Origin of the sequence: Bacillus sp. AFS098217, assembly GCF_002551815.1 — a bacterium.
Classification (GTDB): domain Bacteria; phylum Bacillota; class Bacilli; order Bacillales; family Bacillaceae_G; genus Bacillus_A.
In genome coordinates this window covers 1-18,507 of the sequence record NZ_NVPR01000071.1, presented here as the reverse complement: position 1 = coordinate 18,507, position 18,507 = coordinate 1, and the positions used below count along the sequence as shown (strand labels likewise).

Annotated in this window: 19 protein-coding genes and 1 pseudogene; 13 read left to right on the top strand and 7 right to left on the bottom strand. The window is 34.1% G+C overall.

Translation table 11 applies throughout. The features are described 5' to 3' along the window. The first annotated feature begins 193 nt into the window (after positions 1–193). The 3 genes from COO03_RS18720 (at position 194) to COO03_RS18710 (ending at position 2,543) form a co-directional block, all read left to right on the top strand. Complete coding sequence (locus tag COO03_RS18720; protein WP_097898600.1) at positions 194–724, top strand: GNAT family N-acetyltransferase; 531 nt, start codon at positions 194–196, stop codon at positions 722–724. A gap of 96 nt (positions 725–820) precedes the next feature. Next, complete coding sequence (locus COO03_RS18715; protein ID WP_097898599.1) at positions 821–1,027, top strand: alpha/beta-type small acid-soluble spore protein; 207 nt, start codon at positions 821–823, stop codon at positions 1,025–1,027. Between the two features lie 262 nt (positions 1,028–1,289). Further along, entirely contained in the window at positions 1,290–2,543 is a 1,254-nt protein-coding gene (locus COO03_RS18710; RefSeq protein ID WP_097898598.1) for an MFS transporter, read from the top strand. Positions 2,544–2,614: 71 nt separating this feature from the next. On the opposite strand, the gene COO03_RS18705 is transcribed toward COO03_RS18710, so the two are convergent. Continuing rightward, on the bottom strand, positions 2,615–3,232 hold the full coding sequence (locus COO03_RS18705) for a LysE/ArgO family amino acid transporter (RefSeq protein ID WP_097898597.1): 618 nt from the start codon (positions 3,230–3,232) through the stop codon (positions 2,615–2,617). Between the two features lie 80 nt (positions 3,233–3,312). Between COO03_RS18705 and COO03_RS18700 the strand changes: the two are divergent. Next, positions 3,313–3,759 (top strand): annotated as a pseudogene (locus COO03_RS18700) (PLP-dependent aminotransferase family protein); the annotation flags it as partial. Between the two features lie 55 nt (positions 3,760–3,814). After that, entirely contained in the window at positions 3,815–3,982 is a 168-nt protein-coding gene (locus COO03_RS18695) for a DUF3933 family protein (protein WP_097898596.1), read from the top strand. 329 nt (positions 3,983–4,311) lie between these two features. Here COO03_RS18695 and COO03_RS18690 read toward each other — a convergent pair whose 3' ends face one another. Further along, positions 4,312–5,277 (bottom strand): patatin-like phospholipase family protein, encoded by a 966-nt coding sequence (locus COO03_RS18690; protein ID WP_097898595.1) that lies wholly within the window; start codon positions 5,275–5,277, stop codon positions 4,312–4,314. Positions 5,278–5,366: 89 nt separating this feature from the next. Next, a complete protein-coding gene (gene yjcZ, locus COO03_RS18685) occupies positions 5,367–5,534 on the bottom strand; it encodes a sporulation protein YjcZ (protein WP_097898594.1) in 168 nt (55 codons plus the stop codon). A 223-nt stretch (positions 5,535–5,757) separates the two neighbouring features. On the opposite strand from yjcZ, the gene COO03_RS18680 reads away from it, so the two are divergent. Next, a complete protein-coding gene (locus COO03_RS18680) occupies positions 5,758–6,510 on the top strand; it encodes a YwqG family protein (protein ID WP_097898593.1) in 753 nt (250 codons plus the stop codon). A 365-nt stretch (positions 6,511–6,875) separates the two neighbouring features. Continuing rightward, positions 6,876–8,036, top strand: a complete 1,161-nt coding sequence (locus tag COO03_RS18675; RefSeq protein ID WP_097898592.1) for a transglutaminase domain-containing protein — start codon at positions 6,876–6,878, stop codon at positions 8,034–8,036. A 203-nt stretch (positions 8,037–8,239) separates the two neighbouring features. On the opposite strand, the gene nadE is transcribed toward COO03_RS18675, so the two are convergent. Further along, positions 8,240–9,058: an ammonia-dependent NAD(+) synthetase gene (gene nadE, locus COO03_RS18670; RefSeq protein ID WP_097898591.1), complete on the bottom strand. Its 819-nt coding sequence runs from the start codon at positions 9,056–9,058 to the stop codon at positions 8,240–8,242. 269 nt (positions 9,059–9,327) lie between these two features. On the opposite strand from nadE, the gene COO03_RS18665 reads away from it, so the two are divergent. Both COO03_RS18665 and COO03_RS18660 read left to right on the top strand, forming a co-directional pair. After that, positions 9,328–11,208 carry an FtsX-like permease family protein gene (locus COO03_RS18665; protein WP_097898590.1) on the top strand — a complete coding sequence of 627 codons (1,881 nt, stop codon included), beginning with the start codon at positions 9,328–9,330 and terminating at the stop codon, positions 11,206–11,208. 345 nt (positions 11,209–11,553) lie between these two features. Continuing rightward, the gene (locus tag COO03_RS18660) at positions 11,554–12,504 is read left to right on the top strand and encodes a S8 family peptidase (protein WP_097898589.1); all 951 of its coding nucleotides are present in this window, start codon (positions 11,554–11,556) and stop codon (positions 12,502–12,504) included. 40 nt (positions 12,505–12,544) lie between these two features. On the opposite strand, the gene COO03_RS18655 is transcribed toward COO03_RS18660, so the two are convergent. Then, positions 12,545–12,853: an ArsR/SmtB family transcription factor gene (locus COO03_RS18655; protein ID WP_097898588.1), complete on the bottom strand. Its 309-nt coding sequence runs from the start codon at positions 12,851–12,853 to the stop codon at positions 12,545–12,547. Positions 12,854–12,960: 107 nt separating this feature from the next. Here COO03_RS18655 and COO03_RS18650 point away from each other — a divergent pair, with 107 nt between their 5' ends. Both COO03_RS18650 and COO03_RS18645 read left to right on the top strand, forming a co-directional pair. Next, on the top strand, positions 12,961–13,896 hold the full coding sequence (locus tag COO03_RS18650; RefSeq protein ID WP_097898587.1) for an aldo/keto reductase: 936 nt from the start codon (positions 12,961–12,963) through the stop codon (positions 13,894–13,896). 51 nt (positions 13,897–13,947) lie between these two features. After that, positions 13,948–15,135 carry an MFS transporter gene (locus tag COO03_RS18645; RefSeq protein ID WP_097898586.1) on the top strand — a complete coding sequence of 396 codons (1,188 nt, stop codon included), beginning with the start codon at positions 13,948–13,950 and terminating at the stop codon, positions 15,133–15,135. A gap of 55 nt (positions 15,136–15,190) precedes the next feature. On the opposite strand, the gene COO03_RS18640 is transcribed toward COO03_RS18645, so the two are convergent. Then, the gene (locus COO03_RS18640) at positions 15,191–15,415 is read right to left on the bottom strand and encodes a hypothetical protein (RefSeq protein WP_097898585.1); all 225 of its coding nucleotides are present in this window, start codon (positions 15,413–15,415) and stop codon (positions 15,191–15,193) included. Positions 15,416–15,500: 85 nt separating this feature from the next. Next, positions 15,501–15,848, bottom strand: coding sequence for a DUF4257 domain-containing protein (locus COO03_RS18635; RefSeq protein WP_097898584.1), 348 nt, complete (start codon positions 15,846–15,848; stop codon positions 15,501–15,503). 439 nt (positions 15,849–16,287) lie between these two features. Between COO03_RS18635 and rsgA the strand changes: the two genes are divergently transcribed. Continuing rightward, a complete protein-coding gene (gene rsgA / locus COO03_RS18630; protein ID WP_097898583.1) occupies positions 16,288–17,337 on the top strand; it encodes a ribosome small subunit-dependent GTPase A in 1,050 nt (349 codons plus the stop codon). A 198-nt stretch (positions 17,338–17,535) separates the two neighbouring features. Beyond that, the coding region (locus COO03_RS18625) for a HAMP domain-containing protein (protein ID WP_141523286.1) at positions 17,536–18,507 on the top strand (972 nt) is incomplete at its 3' end.

The following is an 18,507-nucleotide window of genomic DNA, read 5'->3' as shown; positions in this document are numbered from 1 at the left end:
GAGCAAACGAGTGTAGGTTGCTTTTTATTCTGCATAGCAGGGATTTAGAGGTCGAAAAATGAAAATGGATTTATAGAGTTTGTCGTAGAAACTAATTATATAGGGAAGTAAATAAAATATTTAATCATTTGTATAATCAACATCGATTTTATGTTTCCATTTGATACAATGAAATGCAAAAGGGGGAGAAGAGATGGAAATAAAAATTAGAAAGGCAGTAAAAGAGGATATTCCTGGTATAGCGAAAGTACATGCGGATAGTTGGAAAACAACGTATAAAGGCATATTACCTGATGGAATTTTAGATAATATCACATATGAAATCCGAGAAAAACAATGGAAAACCATTTTCGAACAAGTGACTACTTATCAATATAGGTATGTAGCAGAAACGTTAGATGGCAGTATCATAGGATTTATCGATGGTGGAACTGAAAGAACAGGAAAATATGATTGCGATGGGGAATTATATGCAATTTATTTATTAAAAGAATATCAAGGTTATAAAGTAGGAAAACGGTTATTTCAAACGCTCGTGTCTGAATTTATAAAAAATGATGTGAAATCGGTATTAGTATGGGTTCTTTCTAATAATCCTTCAAAGCTCTTTTATGAAAAATTTCGCCCCGAACTAGTTGATACTAAGTTTTTAGAAAGATTAGATGCAGAAGAAACTGCGTATTGTTGGAGAAATATTGAAAGTCTTTATAGAAGTTTAAGGTGATGAAAGAGCTTTATTAGAATTGAAAAATTCCAAAAAATACCAGGAATAAATTATCGAGTTTCTCTGCATTTTAATATATAAAGGAGGTGAACGGTAATGGCTAGAAATCGTAATTCTAATCAATTAGCATCAAGCGGAGCGCAAGCGGCTCTTGATCAAATGAAATATGAAATTGCACAGGAATTTGGTGTACAACTTGGAGCCGATACTTCTTCACGTGCAAATGGTTCTGTAGGCGGTGAAATCACGAAACGTCTTGTAGCTATGGCAGAACAACAGCTTGGTGGCGGATATACTCGCTAAAATGAAAGCGTCAAGGGAGAAAGGAAGGGGTCTTCCTTTCTTTTTTTGTTTTTTGAAAATATTGTATGGTGTCAGGTGGAAAGGAAAATAATTTTCCATTAAATAGTACGGATATACTGTTGTGAGGATTGAAAGAATAGAAGTAATGCTAGGTTTTACTCCAATTTCTTTTGTTATATAAGTTAAAAAGCAGACAAGATGTGAGAGCCCTGATGGAATATAAAATCAAATCCCATCAGGGCTACTATATGGAAAGAAATAAATGATGAAAGGTTTCGAAATCGGCATGTTAAAAAAAGAAGACTGTTGTTTAATTGCACTTGCATCTGTGCCACTTGTTATGACATTAGGAAATTCAATGCTTATTCCAATCCTTCCAACAATTGAAAAAAAGTTGCATATTTCTTCTTTTCAAACATCCATGATCATTACAATATATTCTATTGTAGCAATTTTACTTATTCCCATCGCTGGTTATTTATCAGATCGGTGGGGGCGCAAAATGGTGATGGTCCCAAGCTTGTTAATTGCTGCCATCGGAGGGGCTATAACAGGTTGGGTATCATGGAAAGTTGAAAATCCCTATGTGTGGATTCTTATTGGAAGAGCGATTCAAGGAATAGGTGCTGCGGGAGCTATGCCAGTTGTCATTCCGTGTGTTGGTGATTTATATAAAGATGAAAAAGAAGTAAGTACTGGCTTAGGAATTATTGAAACATCGAACACATTTGGAAAAGTACTTAGTCCAATATTAGGATCAGCTCTTGCTGGAATAGTATGGTTTTTACCATTTTGGGCTATTCCGGTATTATGTGCTATCTCAATTGTTTTATTATTGCTATTAGTAAAAGCAAAAAAACAAGAAAATCAAGTGCCGCCACTTAAAGAATTTATTCATTCCATTGCTTCAACCTTCCGAGAAAAAGGAAGATGGTTAGTTGCAATCTTTATATTAGGTGCGATTACTATGCTTATTTTATTTGGGATTCTTTTTTATTTGTCTACCATATTAGAAACAAAATATAGCATTCATGGAATTTGGAAAGGATGTATACTTGCTATTCCTTTACTTGTACTATCACTAAGTTCATATATGGCAGGAAAGAAAATCGGTGATAACCAGATCGTAATGAAAAGGTGTATATACATCGGTTTTATATTAGCCGCCGTATCTGTTGCTATTCCATTATTTGTGAAAGGTATATATTTGTTACTTCTTTGTCTTGTTATTATGGGGCTTGGAATTGGGATAGCATTACCATGTTTAGATGCTTTGATTACACAAGGAATTGAAAAAGAACAAAGAGGAACAGTTACCTCATTTTATAGTTCGATGCGTTTTATTGGTGTAGCTGCAGGTCCGCCTCTTTATTCTTTTTTTATGAAGGGAGCAGACCATGAAGTTTTTTATGTAACAAGTATCTTTGCAGCGATTGGGGCAGTTGTTACAATCATATGGATTAAACCGGCAAAAGATCAAGCTGCTTTACATCGACAGCCTAAATCAACTCCTTAACGTTTTTTCTATTTTGTCACACTAAATGAGAATTGTATGTAACATATTCTCAGCATGCAATTCTCATTACTTTAGTGCAGAAAAACGATTTGCTTTAACATATAAAGAGCGACGCCCCATATCATAACTCCAGAAACTTTATTTAATATTCTAATTGTTTTCCCGGATGAATCGATTTCTTTTAGCATTCGTCCAGCAAATACTAAGCCGATAAACCAAATCCAAGAAACAGTAATAGTTGCAAAAGTAAATGCCCATTTTTCAACTCCTACATATTGAATAGAGTTTGTTCCTATAACACCAATCGTATCCAAAATTGCATGTGGATTTAATAAGGAAACAGAAGCAGCGAAAATAATTTGCTTTTTGAATGATATCTTTTTTTCTTTATGTAGTTCCTTTGTAGCATCGCTTTTCCAAATTGCCCATCCCATATATATCAGAAAGAAAAATCCAATTACATAAAGAGCTGTTGTGAGCCATGAAAAGGTAAGGAGCATAATAGATACACCTTGGACGGCAACGAGAATTAACACTGTGTCACAAATGGCTGCGGTTAGCACCACAGGAGCGGCGTGCCAAATATTTGGTTGACTGGCACCTTGATTAAAAACAAAGACATTTTGGACACCTAATGGAATAATAAGCCCAAATGCAAGAATTACTCCGTGAATAATTGCTTCAGTCATGTTATTTCCTCCCGTATAAATGATTCAAATATGATAGTGTATATTGTATAAAAGAAAATAGAAGTTGTATCCATCCATATGGTTGGATTGTTGGACCAGAACCAGTTATTCAACGATTAGCAGATATAAAAATGCAAACGGATTATGGTTCTAGTTCCATATCACAACAGGTTGCTGCAGAATGGTTTAGGAGTGGTTTCTATGGTGAACATATACAATATATACGAGGCGAATTGAAAAGAAAGAGAGATTTTATGCTTGACGTACTCAATAAATATTGTAAAGATATAGCAACTTGGCATATCCCACTAGGTAGTTTTTACATTTGGTTACATATCGGTCCCGAAATCTCAAGCCGAATTTTATTTGAAAAAGCATTAAAAGAAAATATTTTACTAAATCCAGGGAATTTATATGATAGAAATGCAGGGGATTTTTTACGTCTTTCATATTCATATGCATCATTAGATGAAATCGAAATAGGAATTAAAAACATAGCTAGATTGATTAAGAGTTTATCAGTATAGTAGTACATCTTTATGAAAAAAGTAACAGAGTATGTATTGAAAAAGGAGAGAAAGTATGAAAAAGTATGTTATTTGTCAAGTAATTGAAGGGACTAAATATTTAGCAGCTTATGCAGAAACGAAGCAAGAAGCAATTGAGAAGGCAGAGTTACTAGGACTTAGGACAGGAGAGCGATATGTAGTTGTTACTGCTAAAGAAGCGGAAGGATTGGATTATCCTTAATTAAAAGTAAATACAGGAAATATTCTATATAAATCTACTTTAATTTTTCGGCATCTAAATCCCTGCTATGCAGAATAAAAAGTAACCTACACTCGTTTGTTCTTTCTGCTTTTATTTCGCATGTGGCAGAAAAAGGCCCTGACCGCTACTATGCATGGCCAGATGCTCTCTCCCACCTAAAAAGAGGGGGGTTATGTTGGTTTTTTAATTGATGTATATATTTGTTAAAGTGTACCTTATAATCAATAAGCCTAATACAATTATAGTTTATTAGGCTTATTGATTTGATAGTAATGTAAAGTAAGAACAATCTAATTGAAAGAAGAATATTATGAATCCAAATAGCGGTTTTGATGATATATTTTTCGATCTTGATTTCCGCTTCTATATTCATGGACATATCTTTTGAAGTTCCAAGATTGTAAAAATTTATTCGCAGCGTTGTATCCAGATTGATAGAGCCATTCTTTTTCGGCATCAGTTAATTGGAAATTGGTACTTGTAATTGAACCTGTTGGAATTGTAATGGTTCGCGCCTTTGATTCTTTATCCAAATAACGTAAGTCGTGTGCTTGCATCATTGTTTTAAATAACCCTTTGAACATAGAAATAGGCTCTTCATAAGGAACAGGCTCTGCTTGGATTTCATCTTTCACAAAATGGAAGCCAAAGGTAGGCCAGCGAGGTATAGTGGGTGAGTCGAAGATCCAGATTGGATAATTGCTTAAAATACCACCATCAACCATGTAACAAGGTTGTTTCCATTTTGGTGTTTTCCATTTCACTGGTTCAAAAAAGAAAGGAATAGTCCCGCTCATTCTAACTGCTTTTGCGATTGGAAAACGATAATTTGAAAAACCATAGTTGGGTAAGTCATCAGGGAAAATAACCATTTTGCCATTGCTTATATCTGAAACGATGATTTTTAGATTTTTTGGATTAGGTAAGTCACTAAAATGATAAATTCCCTTTTTTCTTAGTAAGTCTTCTAGCCATTCTTCTAAAAATACATTGGAATAGATTCCTAATCTAGCCCATGTGTTTAACCCTTTTCCTATAAGTGGGATCTTATCAAGTAAAGTTTTTTTTGTGAATTGATGGTAATCTACGTTATTTATAATGTCTTTTAGCTCTGTACAAGAATAACCAGCTGCCAAAAGGGCTGCGATAATAGCACCAGCTGATGTTCCGGCTACGCGTTCGCAATCGTAGCCTTGCTCAGCTAATGCACAAATTGCCCCAACATGTGCAATTCCACGAACACCCCCACCTTCAAACACACCATCAATTTTCATAAGAATGATTCCTTTCACATAATGAATTTTTTATATAGCAAAAGAGCACGTAAATCACGTGCTCTTTTACAATAGTTTTTAAATCTTACTTAGCAGCCGACGAAGCCGCCCCAGCAGCTAGCTCCAATGATGATTAGAAGGATAAATAAAACGATTAATAACGCGAAACCGCCATAACCACAACCACCGCCGTAACCACCACCGTAACCGAAACCGCCGTAACCACCATAACCGCCACAACTATATCCGTAACCCATGTGGAAAGCCTCCTTATATTAAAAGTCAAAATGAATGATTAGAGGGTCTACTGTAAGAAATTATGAGATATCATGTTTGTAGGAACACTGTATACTATGCTTTTTTAAACTTGTTCGCGTATGAGAGATGAGCCCGTTTTTTGATGGTTTGTTTATTCAGAAGATGAAGTCGTTACTATATGTGTGCTATGATACGAATAAGTACATTACTTAAGGAGAGTTTATGAAAAAGAAAATTGAATCATTAATTGATAAATATGAATTGACACATTTAAAACAGGAATTAGTAAATACGATATTTCCTTGTATAAAAGTTACTCCTATACAAAAGGATACACTTGCAATTGGTTGTTCTAAAATGGGAGGAGTCCCTGATGTGCCCGTTTCATTTGAATATCCAACTTATAAAGAGAATCCATTACATTTTATTGCACAATTTAATTTAAATGATTTACATGATGTGAGTATGAGTCACAATCTTCCTAAAACAGGGATGCTCTATTTTTTTTATTGTGAAAATCATTTTGATGAAGATGTAAATCAGAAAGATGTAGGATGTGTACTTTATTATGATGTTTCAGCTGAACAATTGCGAAGAATGGATGAAATCCAAGCGAGATTTATACAATGTGAAATATCATTTGAATGCACTTATAAATTACCAGAGCTCTTTATTGAAAATGAAGATGATTCGGATCGTTTTCTACAGTTACTTGAGGAATTAATCCCAGATCATTATGACAACCATCAATTATTTGGTGAACCTTTCTCTGTTCAAGAAGAAGTGTTTCAAGAAGCTGGTGATTACATTGGTGTGAATCCTTATCATATGACGCTATTATTCCAAATTGATTCTGATTATAAGAATTGTAATATGATGTGGGGAGATTTAGGGATGTTATACTTTTGTATTGGAAATGATGATTTGAAACATCGTCGTTTTGAAAATACATGCTGTATTTTACAAACTTGTTAGAAAAAAAGTAGTAGTTACTTCTAATGGAAGGGTTACTACTTTTTTAGTTTATCCTGCTATTTGCGGACAGTAATACTCCCACTTCAAAGTTCAGTGCAAGCAAAGAAGTTAGATGGGAGATAAACGGCCCGTAAAAGCCAATTGGTGAGGACTGATAATTAGTAGGGGATGAAGATCCCCTCACTGATTAAAGTTGCACTTTATTGTATATTTTCTTTTAATATTATCGGAATTCCTTTTAATAATATTTAAATAGCAATTAATAAATATATACAATCTTATATTTTCTTTTTGAAAAAATACTGTATACTCTAAAAATATATGAACATTTTTTCGTATATTTTTAGAGTAGGAGGAGTGACAAGATGAAGAAAACAAACAAGTATGTAACAGCTATCGTACTTTGTTCAACAATTATGATCAGTGGTTTACATGTGCATTCCGTATCTTATGCAGCGTCAAATCAAAAGGTAGCAACTACACCATCAGATACAAAGTTGTTAGAAGATTTTCAGAAAGAGTTAAAAAAACGCATTGATAATCGAGAAGAAAATATTACAATCACATACAAAACAAAAGAGAAAAATGGTAGAGACGTAATGGATAAGCTCTTTCAAGAGTATAATAAAATTGTAGATGCAGATGAGTATGTAAAATATAATATAGCAAGTACTAAGTACTCTATACGTGGAATACCAGGAAACTATGCGTTTACATTAAATATTACATATCGTGAATCAAAGGAACAAACACAATATGTAAAGACGCAGGCAAAATCGATTGTGAATTCTATAATAAAAGCTGGCATGGATGATCATGAAAAAGTAAAAGCGATTCATGATTATGTTGTGAAACATGTTTCCTATGATACTTCTTATAAGGCATATACAGCGTATGACGCATTGGCTAATCGCTCAGCTGTTTGCCAAGGATATACACTATTAACATATCAATTATTAAAAGAAGCGGGTATTCAATCACATATTGTAACTGGAAAAGGAAATGGACAAGCACATGCTTGGAACCTAGTGAAGATTGAGGATAAATGGTATCACCTCGATACGACATTTGATGATCCAGTTCCAGATAAAGAAGGTCGTGTAACATATTCTTACTATAATATGTCTGACGAGCAATTAAGCAAAGACCATGAATGGGATCGTAGTAAATATCCAGTAGCATCTACGAATTACTATAATGAATTAACAAGTAAGATAAAGAAAGGTAGTTCAAAAAAGTTGGTATATCAACAAATGCTCAAAGACACGGATTTAGTCTATCTGTCTACGCAATATGGGGCTGAAGATTATAATGAGTTGAAACAAAAATTACAGAAGCAATTTACTACGAAACCTCAAAAAGTAGAACTGCGTTATAAGCAATCTATGGATGGAACAATGCAAGATATTAAAAAAGTATTAAATGAACTTACTTGGCCAAAAGGTGCGAAGCGAGTTTCTTATCAAGTTGCACCGTATAGTGCGATGGCAGGGTATTCATTAGCAACAATTACATTTACGTATTGATGAAAAAGGGCATCTGTAAAAGGTGCCCTTTTTATGCTTATAGGTAAATGCAGAATTATTTACATTGAGTGTATGGTAAAATTATCAAAAAAGAGGGGTTTTATGTCCGTTTTTTAATTGATGTATATATAGAAACTAATTTTTAAGAAGTGATATATATAAAAAGAAGCTAAATGAAATTAGCTTCTTTTTATATATGTTATTTATTTCCACCAATCATCAAACATGGATGCTGGTGTTTGTCTTTTATGTTCACTTACTGTATAACGTTTTTCAATTTTTTCTGCAACGTCTTTAGGAACTGCTTTTCCTTCTAAGTAATCATCTAATTGATCGTATGTAATCCCTAATTCTGTTTCGTCAGCTTGACCTGGTTTTTCATCTAATAAATCAGCTGTTGGCATTTTTAAGTAAAGGCGTTCTTCAGCGCCTAATTCTTGTAATAAAGATCGTCCTTGACGTTTTGTTAATCCTGTTAGTGGTAAAAGATCTGCACCACCATCACCGAACTTTGTGAAGAAACCTGTTACAGCTTCAGCAGCATGATCTGTTCCGATAACAAGTAAACCTTGTTGTCCACCAATTGCATATTGTGTGACCATGCGAACGCGAGCTTTAACGTTTCCTTTATTGAAGTCTGTTAATGATTCTCCTAATAAGTCTTTATATTGACTTGAAAATGCATCAACTGTTGAAGCGATATCGAAAGCTACAGATTGATCGGGTTTAATAAATTGTAGTGCTAATTGCGCATCGTCTTCATCTTTCTGTACCTGATATGGAAGGCGTACAGCGATAAATGTTGCGTTGTATCCTTCATTGCGAGATTCTTCAACTGCAAGCTGTGCTAAGCGGCCTGCTAGTGTTGAATCTTGTCCACCACTGATTCCGAGTACAAAGCCTTTTGCACCTGTTTTTCTTAAATAATCTTTTAAGAAATCAATTCGTTTACGAATTTCTGCTTTTGGATCAATTGCAGGATGAACATGTAATGCTTTCATAATTTGTTCTTGTAATGTCATTATGTTTTCCTCCTATTCATATAGAACGAGTGATGAGTTTATATGTACTGATTCAGAAATATCCATCCTTATTATTTCGTAAAATTAACGAATATACAATAGGTTGAACGTATGAATATGAATGTAGTTATTATAAAGAAAATGCCTAGTTTAATCAATTTTTCTGTGACCTTTCAAAAATGTAAGGTTTTTGTCATTTGAATCGATGGTAGATATTTCTTCGCTTTATTATGATAGCAATATAGTTATTGAAAGGGCGGAGAAATAATATGAATATTAGGGAATTAGCGTTTCGTAATGTAACGCGGAATAGACGAACATATTCGGCTTATTTTTTGAGTAGTGCATTTGCAATTATGGCCTTCTTTGTTTATTCATTTTTTGCGTTTCATCCTGCATTAAGTGCCGGTCAATTAGGTCAATATGTATTTGTAAGTATGTCTTTTGCGCAAGTTATTATTTATCTTTTTACGTTTTTCTTTATTCTATATTCAATGGGAATGTTTTTAAAAACAAGGAAGCGTGAATTAGGGATTTTAATGATGCTAGGTATGACGAAATTTCAATTAAGACGTCTTATCTTTTTTGAAAATGTCATGATTGGTATGGCATCAATTATTACGGGTATCATTTGTGGAATGCTGTTTTCAGGTCTATTGATTTGGATAGCGCCATTAGTATTGAAGCTGGATCTATCTTTATCATATTATTTACCAATAACAGCAATTGGCGTAACGAGTGTTATGTTTTTTATATTATTTATTATTATTTCTTTTTTTAGTGCAGGAATGATTCGTAAAAATCAAATCATGAAACTATTTAGAGGTTCAGTAAAAGCGAAGCCTGAACCAAAAGCATCCATTATTTCTTCAATTCTAGCTGTGTTGTTGCTTGGTACAGGATATGTAGGTGCCTTATCTTCGCATGGTGCAATGGTTTTTATTATGTTGATTCCTGTAACGACGGTTGTCATTATTGGTACATACTTACTGTATAAGCAGCTAAGTGTATTTATTATTCGAGCATGTAAAAAAAGCAAACGTTTGTATTGGACAAGAACCAATATCATTACTCTATCAGATTTAGCATATCGCATGAGAGATAATGCACGGATGTTCTTTATTGTTACAATTATTTCGACTGTAGCTTTTTCTGCTATTGGTACACTAGTTGGTTTTGCTTCTATGACGAAGAGCATAATGGATCAACCGATTGCATTTCAGTATCAATCTAAACAAGGAAATGAAAATGAATCAGGGCATGTACAAATGATTGAGCAAACATTAAAGAAATATAATATATCTAACGAGAAAACAGATATTGTCTCAAAGCAAACCGAAGAGAAAGGACTGCGAGATGCAGTCTTTGTAAGGGAATCTGATTATAAGAAATATGCAAAGCTTACAGGTGAACAGCCAGGTGATTTGAATGAAAATACAGCACTCTTTCTATCAGTAGAAATGCCAGTACCACAAAAAATAGAAAGACAAACATTAGAATTACCGAATCAAAATACATCATTGAAGGTGAAAGAAATTCATACATCTTCTCTCGGTAAAGCACTTACTAGGAATGTCTACGTTATTTCAGAAGATCAATATAATCTATTACAAGATGGCTTCAAGGAAGTAAAAGATTATATGTATCAAACGAAGGAAAGCAAAAATGAAATTGAAGCTGGAAAGGAAATAACAAACAAAATAAAATCTCAACAAGAGCATTCGAGATTTAGTGCGGCAGAGTATGAGCAAAATCAAGCTTTACAGGTTGCTGGACCTATTTTATTTGTAGGATTTTTTATCGGTATTGTGTTCTTTGTATGTGCGGGTAGTTTTTTATACTTCCGCTTATTCTCTGACTTAGAAGATGATTATCGTTTATTTGAATCAATTCGAAAAGTAGGGTTAACAAGTGGAGAGTTATCCAAAGTTGTGACAATTCGATTAGCGCTATTATTCTTTGTTCCAATTGGTGTTGCAACATTACACGGTGCTGTTGCATTAACGACTTTAGGACAAATGTTTGAGTATTCACTTTTAAAAGAAAATGCAATTGTACTAAGTATTTTTGTTGGAATTCAAATTGTATATTTCATTCTGATACGATCCCGTTATTTAAAACAATTGAAGGAAAGGTTGCGAATGAGTTAGTAAAGGATGAGCATGTTTAGTTTGCTAGGTATTTAAACAAGATCACTCATTGCACTAATTTAAATAATCAGTACGATACTATTATCATATTGTGCAGTATTAAGACTGAGTAGGTTCTTATTCCAACGATTATGCTGTTATGAAAGAAATGGAATTTGGGACCGCACAAAATGAAGTAGCATAAGATTTCAAAAACGTCTTTTTCGTCAGAATATTTGATGGAAAAGACGCTTTTTGTATTGAGAAAAATCTTGAAGCAGGAAAATAGGAGTGAGAAAACGAATGTTTTTTATAAATGAAAGCGTATTCAAAATGTGAAAATAATATATTTTAGGAGGGATTATGATGAACAGTAGTACAGCGAATAAGCAAAAAGGGATTCAATTAATTCCGTATACGGTAAATAAAGTAGTTGAGCAAGTAAACGAAATCCCACCAGGTGTACAACTGATTCATGCTCCTGAGGTTTGGGAAAAGAGTGCAAAAGGGAAAGATATTGTAGTTGCGGTATTAGATACAGGCTGTGATATAAATCATATTGACTTAAAAGACCGAATTATTGGCGGAAGAAATTTTACTGAGGATTATGAGGGCAATCCAAACGGTTATCTTGATAATAATGGTCACGGAACCCATGTTGCAGGAACAATTGCAGCGACAGAAAATGGTGTGGGCGTTCTAGGTGTTGCTCCACTTGCTAAACTATTGGTATTAAAAGTATTATCAGGGGATGGCTCTGGAAGCTATCAGCAAATTATTGAGGCGATTGATTATGCAGTACGCTGGAGAGGACCAAATCAAGAGCGAGTCCGAATTATTTCCATGTCACTTGGTGGTTCAGAGGATGTACCAGAATTACATGAAGTGATCCAGCATGCGGTAAAGCAAGAAATACTTGTTGTATGCGCTGCAGGAAATAATGGGGACTGTAGTGATGAAACAGAAGAATTGGATTTCCCGGGTGCTTATTCTGAGGTCATTGAAGTCGGAGCTGTTAATTTAGAGAGAAAGCTAGCTTGCTTTAGTAATTCGAATCAAGAAATTGATTTAGTGGCGCCAGGGGAAGAAATTCTTTCTACTTATCCAGAAGGAAAATATGCGGTATTAAGTGGGACATCAATGGCTACGCCGCATATTGCTGGAGCATTAGCGCTTTTGATTAAGCAGTGCGAAAGAGAGTATGGAAGAAAGCTATCAGAACCAGAAATTTATGCCCAGCTTATTAAGCGGACTGTACCTTTAGGATATGAGCGAACATCAGAGGGAAATGGATTAATAGATTTGTCAAAAGAATAATTGATATTAAAAAACATCTCATTTATTTATGAGATGTTTTTTAATATGGTTCCGTTGCTTGTAAGACAGCATCTAATAATCCAGGAAATCTAGCATTTAAATCTTCCATTCGAATCGAAATAAAACGCTGCGTGCCTTCTAGACGAGTGTACATAACGCCGGATTCACGTAAAACTTTAAAATGGTGAGACAAAGTTGATTTAGCAACTGGAATATTTAGTGCACCGCATGATTGTTCATTTTGTTCCATTAACATATTTACAATTTGTAAACGAATTTGGTCGCTAAGAGCATATAAGACAGAAGAAAGTTGAATTTCTTCTCGATTTGGATGATATAGTGTTCGCATAATTTCACCTACTTTATAAGTTCTTTCAGTTGCACTATAACATATAAAATGATATATTTCTATTGTTCGAATATATTCGAACAATAGAAATATATAGGGGGATAAAAATGAAGTATACGAAGTTGCAAAAGGCAGGATTACAAATTTCTCAAATTGGTTTAGGAACGAATGCAGTAGGGGGCCATAATTTATTTTCAAATGTGAATGAACAAGAAGGAATAAGAATGATTGAGGAGGCACTTCAGCAAGGCATTACATTGATAGATACAGCTGATTCATATGGATTTGGCAGATCTGAGGAATTAATAGGAGAGACGATTAAAAGAAAACGACAAGAGCTTGTACTCGCTACAAAAGGAGGGATACAGCCATTATTGAGCGGTTCTACTTGTATTAATAATGAACCAAATTATTTAAGAAATGCAGTTGAAAATAGCTTGCGAAGATTACAGACAGATTATATAGATTTATATTATTTACATTTTACAAATTCAGAAACTATGTACATAGATTCAATTGGAGAACTTGTTCGTTTAAAAGAAGAAGGGAAGATTCGTTCGATAGGAATATCAAATGTAAACTTAGCTCAGCTAAAAGAGGCGAATCAGTTTGGCGATATTGATGTACTACAATCTCCTTATAATATGTTAGATCGTACAGCGGAAAAGGAGCTCTTGCCATATTGCATAAAAGAAGGAATTTCATTTATTCCATATGGCCCCCTTGCTTTTGGGATTTTAGGTGGTAGATATCCAGAAGATTTGAGCCTAGATGAAAAAGATTGGCGTAAAGATGTCTCATTATTTGAGGAACATACATATAAGAAAAATTTTATGAAAGTTGAAAAATTAAAAGATTTTGCTAGAGAAAAAAATACAACGTTATCTAATGTAGCGTTAGCTTGGCTGTTAAATCAAGGGGGAATTGATACAGTGATTCCTGGTGGGAAACGTGCAGAGCAAGTAAGAGAAAATGTAAAAGTAGTAGATGTATCGTTACATGAGAGTGATTTGGAATATATACAATCTATTTTAGAGGAGTAGTAACAAAGGGTGAAATTCTACCCTTTGTTACTATTTAAGGAGATGGAGAAGATGAACAAAATTATGATATTATTTTTTATCATGATGTTTATGATTGGTACAGATACTTTTTTGATTTCACCATTATTACCAACACTACAAACAGTATACGGGATTCCAACAGAAATTTCAGGATGGATGGTAAGTGCATATGCACTGGGATATGCTGTATTTGCACTTATTGCTGGACCTATTTCTGATAGATTAAATCGGAAGAGGGTAATGTTAGGAGGCATGAGCTTTTTTGCAATTAGTACGTTTTTATGCGGATTAGCACCAAGCTTTTGGTGGATGATTACCTTCCGTTTTTGTGCAGGAATAAGTGCAGCATTTGTATCTCCACAAGTGTGGGCATCTATTCCGCTTCTTGTGTCCAAAAATCAAGTTATGAAATCAATTGGGATTGCAACAGCAGGACTATCATTAGCGCAAGTACTTGGATTACCAATTGGAGCATATTTAGCAACGATACACTATACAACACCTTTCTTTATAATTGGTATTTGTTCAGCGATACTTGTCATTTTTATTTATATTGCATTGCCAGAAATACAGCCACTGCAAATAGAACAAAAGCATCAATCTATTGTAAGTCGTTATCAACAACTATTAGGGGAGTCTAAGGTTTCACTTTCTTACTTTGCATATTTTCTTTTCCAAACAGGTAATTTTGCAGCATTTTCATTTTTTGGAGTATGGTTAGCAACTCAATTTAAGTTACAAGTAAATGAAGTAGGAACAGCAATGCTTATACTTGGATTAGGAAATCTAGCAGGCAATATTTTAGGACCTAAACTTGTTAAAAAATTAGGTTATACTTATGCTTTTTATGGCGGCATTTTTGTTGTAGCTTGTCTATATGTTATTTTACCGTACTTGAAACAAATTCTATTGGTTGAGTTATTTTTCTTTATTTTATTTTTTATTACAGGAATTTTATTTGTACTTATGATGAGCCGTTTGCAAAAGATATCTAGCATAGCTAGGGGAACAGGAGCGGCGTTAGCAAATTCTTCTATGTATATTGGACAAACAATTGGAGCGGCAGTGGCGGGAGTGCTGTTTGCAGCATTTGATAATTTTATTTTCATCGGCTCTTTTACGGCTATCTTATATGTGGTTTCACTTTTAGTATTCCGAAAAAGTGATCGATACATGACAGGAGAATTAGGGGAAAAACAGAAGACCACTTCTTTGTAACCAGTAATAATATTATGTAAACAAAATAACGAAAAGCACTGTTTTAGATACATGACTAAAACAGTGCTTTTCGTTTAGATTGAACAGTTGCAGCATTTTCATCCTCTATTCCTGCTTCTTCAATAATTCGTTTTTTTGCTTTATCTAATAGGTGATTAACTGTTTCACCAAAATGGTTAGCTTCACGTTTTGTGCGGGCTGCTCGTAAACATTTATAGTTTTCTATCAGTTCCTCTTTTTCAGAGTCTGTTAAGAAATCTTCTATTTTCTTTTTTGGCATACGAAACACCCTTTCTTCTGACGGACAACACAATTCAGAAATATTTATTTTTCATTATAGCAATAGTTTTGAATGAAAGTATAGATTAACGTCGTAATAATTTGTCAATTTCTTGAATTTTCTCATCGACTTTACCAATTTGTGTGTTTTTGGCTTGTTCACCGCCAAGTGCTTGATGAAGTAGGAAGGTTTGCCCTGAAATGGCAGTGACAATGGATACTTTAATAATCTCTTTTATTGTAATTACATCAAATAAGACGAGTCCTAGAAGTGCTGCAAGACTACCAGTTAATATATCAGTTAGAAAACCAAGATGAAAGAAGGTTTTTAAACGGCGTGGAAGCAATAACTTGCCTTGGTTATTGATTAGATGGGAAACGAAGCCAGTCATGCCACCAACGAGAACAGCAGTTAGCCATTGATACATCTCCATCAAATCCACTCCTTTTAGTGAATAAGATTCGTTTTTTACACTTATATTCCTTTTTAAATTTTATATAAGCATATTGAGAAAATTTAGTCTGGCTACATGCTTGTTCACTTTTATTATAACAGAAAATTCTGGTATATTTCAGTCTATTATGTTCCGTTCTTTTTCATTATCATAAATTTAGAAAAGGAGGATGAAATCAGCCATTGTGGACAAATAAGAACGATAAAAAAATATATATCCGAAAATTCCGTTAAATAAAGTAGCTTTTCAAAATGATATTACATATAATGAGATTAACTAAACTAAGAACGGGGTGATGTATTATGGCGATGATTATTGATAGAAATATGAAAGCGAATACAAAGGTGGACGGAAAGAGCGAGACTTTGTAGGAATCGCACAATCCTTCCACTGGGCTCAAAATAGGGAGGATATTAATTTGAATCAAAATTGTTTAGAAGCATTTGGATGGGATTCTTTTTTTGAGGATCAATCTGTAGACAAGTATGAAGTAGGACGGATTTTACTTGAACATAAGCATATATATCGTATCATTTGTAATGATGGTGAATATGTAGCAGAGTTATCTGGAAAGTTTCGTCATGAAGCGTTATCTAAAGGGGATTATCCAGCAATTGGTGATTGGGTGTATATAAAGAAGTTAGAAGAAGAAAATAAGGCTATTATTCACCGTGTTTTGCAAAGGAAGAGTTCCTTTGCTAGACAAGAAGCTGGTAACAGAACTGTTGAACAGATTATAGCAGCAAATGTGGACTATCTCTTTTTAGTAAATGCTCTCAACCATGATTTTAATGTGAGAAGAATGGAACGTTATTTATTACTTGCTTATGAAAGTGGAGCAATGCCTGTTATTGTTTTGACAAAAAGTGACTTGTGTGAAGATGTGGAGCAAAAGATATTGGAAACAGAGGCGATAGCTATTGGTGTTCCAATCTTTGCAGTTGACAGTTTGCAGCAAGCGGGAATTGAGTCCTTGCAGCAATTTGTAGCTCCTGGTAAAACGATTGCCCTCGTTGGTTCCTCAGGCGCTGGGAAATCTACTTTATTAAACGCATTAATGGGTGCTGAAGTTGCAAAAACAGGTGGTGTTCGTGAAGAGGATAGTAAAGGACGGCATACAACGACTCATCGTGAGCTGTTCCAATTGTCAAGTGGTGGTTTAGTAATTGATACTCCTGGTATGAGAGAGCTTCAACTTTGGGAAGGCAGCGGAGCAATCCATGCGACATTTTCTGATATTGAAGAATTCGCCAAAGAGTGTCGTTTTCGTGATTGTGAGCACAACAGTGAACCGGGCTGTGCCGTTCGAATGGCAATTGATGACGGTATTATAGCAGCAGAGCGTTTGCGAAATTATAAAAAGTTGCAAAGAGAAATTGCATATGCGATGAGGAAACAAGATTTAGCACTTGCCCGAGCTGAACGAGCTAAGTGGAAAAAGATTGCAAAACAACATAGAAAGAATTGAAAAAACCAAAGGGAGGCTCCTTTGGTTTTTTATGTTTGTAAATTTTATAATAATATTATTCGTATATATGGACAAAAAGAAATTATTTGTTTAAACTTTACAAAGTATTAGTCTAAAAATGATGATGAATAAGTTCATTTAGAGGTCGTTATTATCTTAAAACTTGAATATTAAAATGAAAAACAGAGGAGGGATTTCATGAGTAAACTATTACAGAGGTTTGGAAATATGAAAGTAGCAAAAAAGCTATTGATTTCATTTTTTATTATTTTAATTGCTGCTGTGTCAGTCATTGGTGGTCTGTCTTACCAAACGGCTAAAAAGAATTTTGAATCACAGATTATGAGTAGTGCAAATGATAATATTAAAATACTAGATGATTTAATTAATCAAACAATTGAAGCGAAATTTAATGATGTTACACATTTTGCAAAAGTAATTGATAGTAGTCTCTATCAAGGAGAAAATCAAGGTGAACTTAAAAAAATATTTTCACAATATATTAATTTACATCCAGAAATTGAACAGGTGTATGTTGCAGGAAATGATAAGAAGTTTGTGCAAGAACCAGATATACAAATGCCAACGGATTATGATCCAACAACACGTCCTTGGTATAAAGATGCGGTAAGTAAGCAAGGTGGTATTATTGTAACGGAACCATATAAGGCTAAAGGAAATGGTCATATTGTGGTAACAATTGCCAAACAAACAGAAGATAAAAATGGTGTTATCGGTTTAGATTTAAGCCTTGATAATTTATTAAAAACAGCAAAAATGATTAATATTGGGAAGAAAGGATATGCCTTTATTTTAGATCAAAATCAAAAGATAATTGCTCATCCAAAAGAAGAATCTGGTGACAAAGCCGCGGATGCTTGGGCGAAACAAATGTATCAAGAAAATCATGGTACCTTTACTTATTCATATGATAACAGCGAGAAGAAAATGGTATTTGCTACAAATCCAAAAACAGGTTGGAAAATTGGTGGAACGATGTATGCAAGTGAAGTAGTTGAAGCAGCCCAACCTGTATTTTATAACATGTTAATTATTATGGTAATTTCATTAATTGTAGGGGGCGCACTTATTTATTTTGTGACACTTTCTATTACAAAACCTTTGAAAAAATTAGTTGTTACTTCGCGTGAAATTAGCGATGGGGACTTA